Annotated in this window: 2 tRNA genes and 3 rRNA genes; all 5 read left to right on the forward strand. The window is 48.6% G+C overall.

The window, feature by feature from the left end:
• Positions 1-174 precede the first annotated feature (174 nt).
• The 5 genes from MKX14_RS18155 to rrf all read left to right on the forward strand — a co-directional run bounded on the left by MKX14_RS18155 (position 175) and on the right by rrf (position 5554).
• Positions 175-1712, forward strand: a 16S ribosomal RNA gene (locus tag MKX14_RS18155).
• A 59-nt stretch (positions 1713-1771) separates the two neighbouring features.
• A tRNA-Ile gene (locus MKX14_RS18160) sits at positions 1772-1848 on the forward strand.
• A 55-nt stretch (positions 1849-1903) separates the two neighbouring features.
• Positions 1904-1979 (forward strand) — tRNA-Ala (locus MKX14_RS18165).
• A gap of 370 nt (positions 1980-2349) precedes the next feature.
• A 23S ribosomal RNA gene (locus MKX14_RS18170) occupies positions 2350-5240 on the forward strand.
• Positions 5241-5439: 199 nt separating this feature from the next.
• Positions 5440-5554, forward strand: a 5S ribosomal RNA gene (gene rrf, locus MKX14_RS18175).
• The 16S, 23S and 5S rRNA genes sit together here with 2 tRNA genes alongside, the layout of an rRNA operon.
• Positions 5555-5572 lie beyond the last annotated feature (18 nt).

The following is a 5572-nucleotide window of genomic DNA, read 5'->3' on the forward strand; positions in this document are numbered from 1 at the left end:
ATCATTAAGAGAATTGAAGAACAACTTGTGTGGATTTTTACTGATTGATTAATCGAAATAATTTTCATTGATTGATTGGTTTAAATTACTCGAAGTTTATTTGAGCGAAATTTAAGTCAGTAATTGATGAGCCAGAATTGGCACCTTGTCTATAAATAAGGTGCAAAATGATTTTAACTGAAGAGTTTGATCATGGCTCAGATTGAACGCTGGCGGCAGGCTTAACACATGCAAGTCGAGCGGAGAGAGGTAGCTTGCTACTGATCTTAGCGGCGGACGGGTGAGTAATGCTTAGGAATCTGCCTATTAGTGGGGGACAACATTTCGAAAGGAATGCTAATACCGCATACGTCCTACGGGAGAAAGCAGGGGATCTTCGGACCTTGCGCTAATAGATGAGCCTAAGTCGGATTAGCTAGTTGGTGGGGTAAAGGCCTACCAAGGCGACGATCTGTAGCGGGTCTGAGAGGATGATCCGCCACACTGGGACTGAGACACGGCCCAGACTCCTACGGGAGGCAGCAGTGGGGAATATTGGACAATGGGCGCAAGCCTGATCCAGCCATGCCGCGTGTGTGAAGAAGGCCTTATGGTTGTAAAGCACTTTAAGCGAGGAGGAGGCTACTTTAGATAATACCTAGAGATAGTGGACGTTACTCGCAGAATAAGCACCGGCTAACTCTGTGCCAGCAGCCGCGGTAATACAGAGGGTGCAAGCGTTAATCGGATTTACTGGGCGTAAAGCGCGCGTAGGCGGCTAATTAAGTCAAATGTGAAATCCCCGAGCTTAACTTGGGAATTGCATTCGATACTGGTTAGCTAGAGTGTGGGAGAGGATGGTAGAATTCCAGGTGTAGCGGTGAAATGCGTAGAGATCTGGAGGAATACCGATGGCGAAGGCAGCCATCTGGCCTAACACTGACGCTGAGGTGCGAAAGCATGGGGAGCAAACAGGATTAGATACCCTGGTAGTCCATGCCGTAAACGATGTCTACTAGCCGTTGGGGCCTTTGAGGCTTTAGTGGCGCAGCTAACGCGATAAGTAGACCGCCTGGGGAGTACGGTCGCAAGACTAAAACTCAAATGAATTGACGGGGGCCCGCACAAGCGGTGGAGCATGTGGTTTAATTCGATGCAACGCGAAGAACCTTACCTGGCCTTGACATAGTAAGAACTTTCCAGAGATGGATTGGTGCCTTCGGGAACTTACATACAGGTGCTGCATGGCTGTCGTCAGCTCGTGTCGTGAGATGTTGGGTTAAGTCCCGCAACGAGCGCAACCCTTTTCCTTATTTGCCAGCGAGTAATGTCGGGAACTTTAAGGATACTGCCAGTGACAAACTGGAGGAAGGCGGGGACGACGTCAAGTCATCATGGCCCTTACGGCCAGGGCTACACACGTGCTACAATGGTCGGTACAAAGGGTTGCTACCTAGCGATAGGATGCTAATCTCAAAAAGCCGATCGTAGTCCGGATTGGAGTCTGCAACTCGACTCCATGAAGTCGGAATCGCTAGTAATCGCGGATCAGAATGCCGCGGTGAATACGTTCCCGGGCCTTGTACACACCGCCCGTCACACCATGGGAGTTTGTTGCACCAGAAGTAGCTAGCCTAACTGCAAAGAGGGCGGTTACCACGGTGTGGCCGATGACTGGGGTGAAGTCGTAACAAGGTAGCCGTAGGGGAACCTGCGGCTGGATCACCTCCTTAACGAAAGATTGACGATTGGTAAGAATCCACAACAAGTTGTTCTTCATAGATGTATCTGAGGGTCTGTAGCTCAGTTGGTTAGAGCACACGCTTGATAAGCGTGGGGTCACAAGTTCAAGTCTTGTCAGACCCACCATGACTTTGACTGGTTGAAGTTATAGATAAAAGATACATGACTGATGATGTAAGCTGGGGACTTAGCTTAGTTGGTAGAGCGCCTGCTTTGCACGCAGGAGGTCAGGAGTTCGACTCTCCTAGTCTCCACCAGAACTTAAGAGAAGTTCGGATTACAGAAATTAGTAAATAGAGATTTCGGTCTTGGTTTATTAACTTCTGTGATTTAAGTATCACGGTATTAAGCATGACCTGACGAAGGCGTGTTTATTCATTAACAGATTGGCAAAATTGAGTCTGAAATAAATTGTTCACTCAATAACAAAGAGAGAAGAAGTAATTCTAATCTTGGAGTTAATTGAGAACTAGCAAATTAACTGAATCAAGCGTTTTGGTATATGAATTTAGATTGAAGCTGTACAGTGTTTAAATACACAGTACTTCGAACTGTATGGATGAATGAGAGGTCATTTGTTCTGTTGCTACACCAACTTGTAGGTGTAACGACTGTTTGGGGTTGTATAGTCAAGTAATTAAGTGCATGTGGTGGATGCCTTGGCAGTCAGAGGCGATGAAAGACGTGATAGCCTGCGAAAAGCTCCGGGGAGGCGGCAAATATCCTTTGATCCGGAGATTTCTGAATGGGGGAACCCACCTACTTTAAGGTAGGTATTGCAACATGAATACATAGTGTTGCAAGGCGAACGAGGGGAAGTGAAACATCTCAGTACCCTTAGGAAAAGAAATCAATTGAGATTCCCTCAGTAGCGGCGAGCGAACGGGGATCAGCCCATTAAGTTATGTGTGTTTTAGTGGAACGCTCTGGGAAGTGCGAACGTAGAGGGTGATATTCCCGTACACGAAAGGGCACACATAATGATGACGAGTAGGGCGAGGCACGTGAAACCTTGTCTGAATATGGGGGGACCATCCTCCAAGGCTAAATACTCCTGACTGACCGATAGTGAACCAGTACCGTGAGGGAAAGGCGAAAAGAACCCCTGTGAGGGGAGTGAAATAGATCCTGAAACCGCATGCATACAAGCAGTGGGAGCACCTTCGTGGTGTGACTGCGTACCTTTTGTATAATGGGTCAGCGACTTATATTCAGTAGCGAGGTTAACCGTATAGGGGAGCCGTAGAGAAATCGAGTCTTAATAGGGCGTTTAGTTGCTGGGTATAGACCCGAAACCAGGCGATCTATCCATGAGCAGGTTGAAGGTTGGGTAACACTAACTGGAGGACCGAACCCACTGTCGTTGAAAAGCCAGGGGATGACTTGTGGATAGGGGTGAAAGGCTAATCAAGCCTGGTGATAGCTGGTTCTCCCCGAAAGCTATTTAGGTAGCGCCTCGGACGAATACCATAGGGGGTAGAGCACTGTTTCGGCTAGGGGGTCATCCCGACTTACCAAACCGATGCAAACTCCGAATACCTATGAGTACTATCCGGGAGACAGACTGCGGGTGCTAACGTCCGTAGTCAAGAGGAAAACAATCCAGACCGCCAGCTAAGGCCCCAAAATCATAGTTAAGTGGGAAACGATGTGGGAAGGCATAGACAGCTAGGAGGTTGGCTTAGAAGCAGCCACCCTTTAAAGAAAGCGTAATAGCTCACTAGTCGAGTCGGCCTGCGCGGAAGATGTAACGGGGCTAAAACTATGTGCCGAAGCTGCGGATTTGACATTAGTCAAGTGGTAGGGGAGCGTTCTGTAAGCCGATGAAGGTGTATTGAGAAGTATGCTGGAGGTATCAGAAGTGCGAATGCTGACGTGAGTAACGACAAAACGGGTGAAAAACCCGTTCGCCGAAAGACCAAGGGTTCCAGTCCAACGTTAATCGGGGCTGGGTGAGTCGACCCCTAAGGCGAGGCCGAAAGGCGTAGTCGATGGGAAATTGGTTAATATTCCAATACTTCTGTGTAATGCGATGAGAGGACGGAGAAGGTTAAGTCAGCCTGGCGTTGGTTGTCCAGGTGGAAGGATGTAGGTATGTATCTTAGGCAAATCCGGGGTACTCTATACTGAGATCCGATAGCAAACTGTACTTGTACAGTGAAGTGGCTGATACCATGCTTCCAGGAAAAGTCTCTAAGCTTCAGTTACACAGGAATCGTACCCGAAACCGACACAGGTGGTCAGGTCGAGTAGACCAAGGCGCTTGAGAGAACTCTGCTGAAGGAACTAGGCAAAATGGTACCGTAACTTCGGGAGAAGGTACGCTGTTGTTGGTGATGGAACTCGCTTCCTGAGCTGACGACAGCCGCAGAAACCAGGCCGCTGCAACTGTTTATTAAAAACATAGCACTCTGCAAACACGAAAGTGGACGTATAGGGTGTGATGCCTGCCCGGTGCTGGAAGGTTAATTGATGGGGTTAGCGTAAGCGAAGCTCTTGATCGAAGCCCCAGTAAACGGCGGCCGTAACTATAACGGTCCTAAGGTAGCGAAATTCCTTGTCGGGTAAGTTCCGACCTGCACGAATGGCATAATGATGGCGGCGCTGTCTCCAGCAGAGGCTCAGTGAAATCGAAATCGCTGTGAAGATGCAGTGTACCCGCGGCTAGACGGAAAGACCCCGTGAACCTTTACTGCAGCTTGACACTGAACTTTGACCTTACTTGTGTAGGATAGGTGGGAGGCTTTGAAGTTGGAACGCTAGTTCCAATGGAGCCGTCCTTGAAATACCACCCTGGTAATGTTGAGGTTCTAACTCTGTCCCGTTATCCGGGACGAGGACCGTGTCTGGTGGGTAGTTTGACTGGGGCGGTCTCCTCCTAAAGAGTAACGGAGGAGTACGAAGGTGCGCTCAGCGTGGTCGGAAATCACGCGTAGAGTATAAAGGCAAAAGCGCGCTTAACTGCGAGACCCACAAGTCGAGCAGGTACGAAAGTAGGTCTTAGTGATCCGGTGGTTCTGTATGGAAGGGCCATCGCTCAACGGATAAAAGGTACTCTGGGGATAACAGGCTGATACCGCCCAAGAGTTCATATCGACGGCGGTGTTTGGCACCTCGATGTCGGCTCATCTCATCCTGGGGCTGAAGCAGGTCCCAAGGGTATGGCTGTTCGCCATTTAAAGAGGTACGCGAGCTGGGTTTAGAACGTCGTGAGACAGTTCGGTCCCTATCTACCGTGGGCGCTGGAAATTTGAGAGGATCTGCTCCTAGTACGAGAGGACCAGAGTGGACGAACCTCTGGTGTACCGGTTGTGACGCCAGTCGCATCGCCGGGTAGCTATGTTCGGAAGGGATAACCGCTGAAAGCATCTAAGCGGGAAGCCTACCTCAAGATAAGATTTCCCTAGGAATTTATTCCTCTAAAGAGCCGTTCGAGACTAGGACGTTGATAGGTTGGATGTGGAAGCATAGTGATATGTGAAGCTGACCAATACTAATTGCTCGTGAGGCTTGACTATACAACACCCAAGCAGTTGTATACGAAACTTCGAAAGAAGTTGAGCATCAATCGATTCATAAACATGCAAAGCAACTTGATTTAGTTAAACACTTAGCTAAAATGAACAAATTCTGATTCAATCAGCCCATCTGTAAAGATTTGGAAAACGCAACGTATCACACAGTGAATAAAACGAAGCAAGTATCCATACCAGTTGTGCTGGCGACCATAGCAAGAGTGAACCACCTGATCCCTTCCCGAACTCAGAAGTGAAACCTCTTAGCGCTGATGGTAGTGTGGGGTTACCCATGTGAGAGTAAGTCATCGCCAGCTCATTATTCCAAACACCCC

Source organism: Acinetobacter pittii (assembly GCF_022449185.1).
Taxonomy (GTDB): domain Bacteria; phylum Pseudomonadota; class Gammaproteobacteria; order Pseudomonadales; family Moraxellaceae; genus Acinetobacter; species Acinetobacter pittii_I.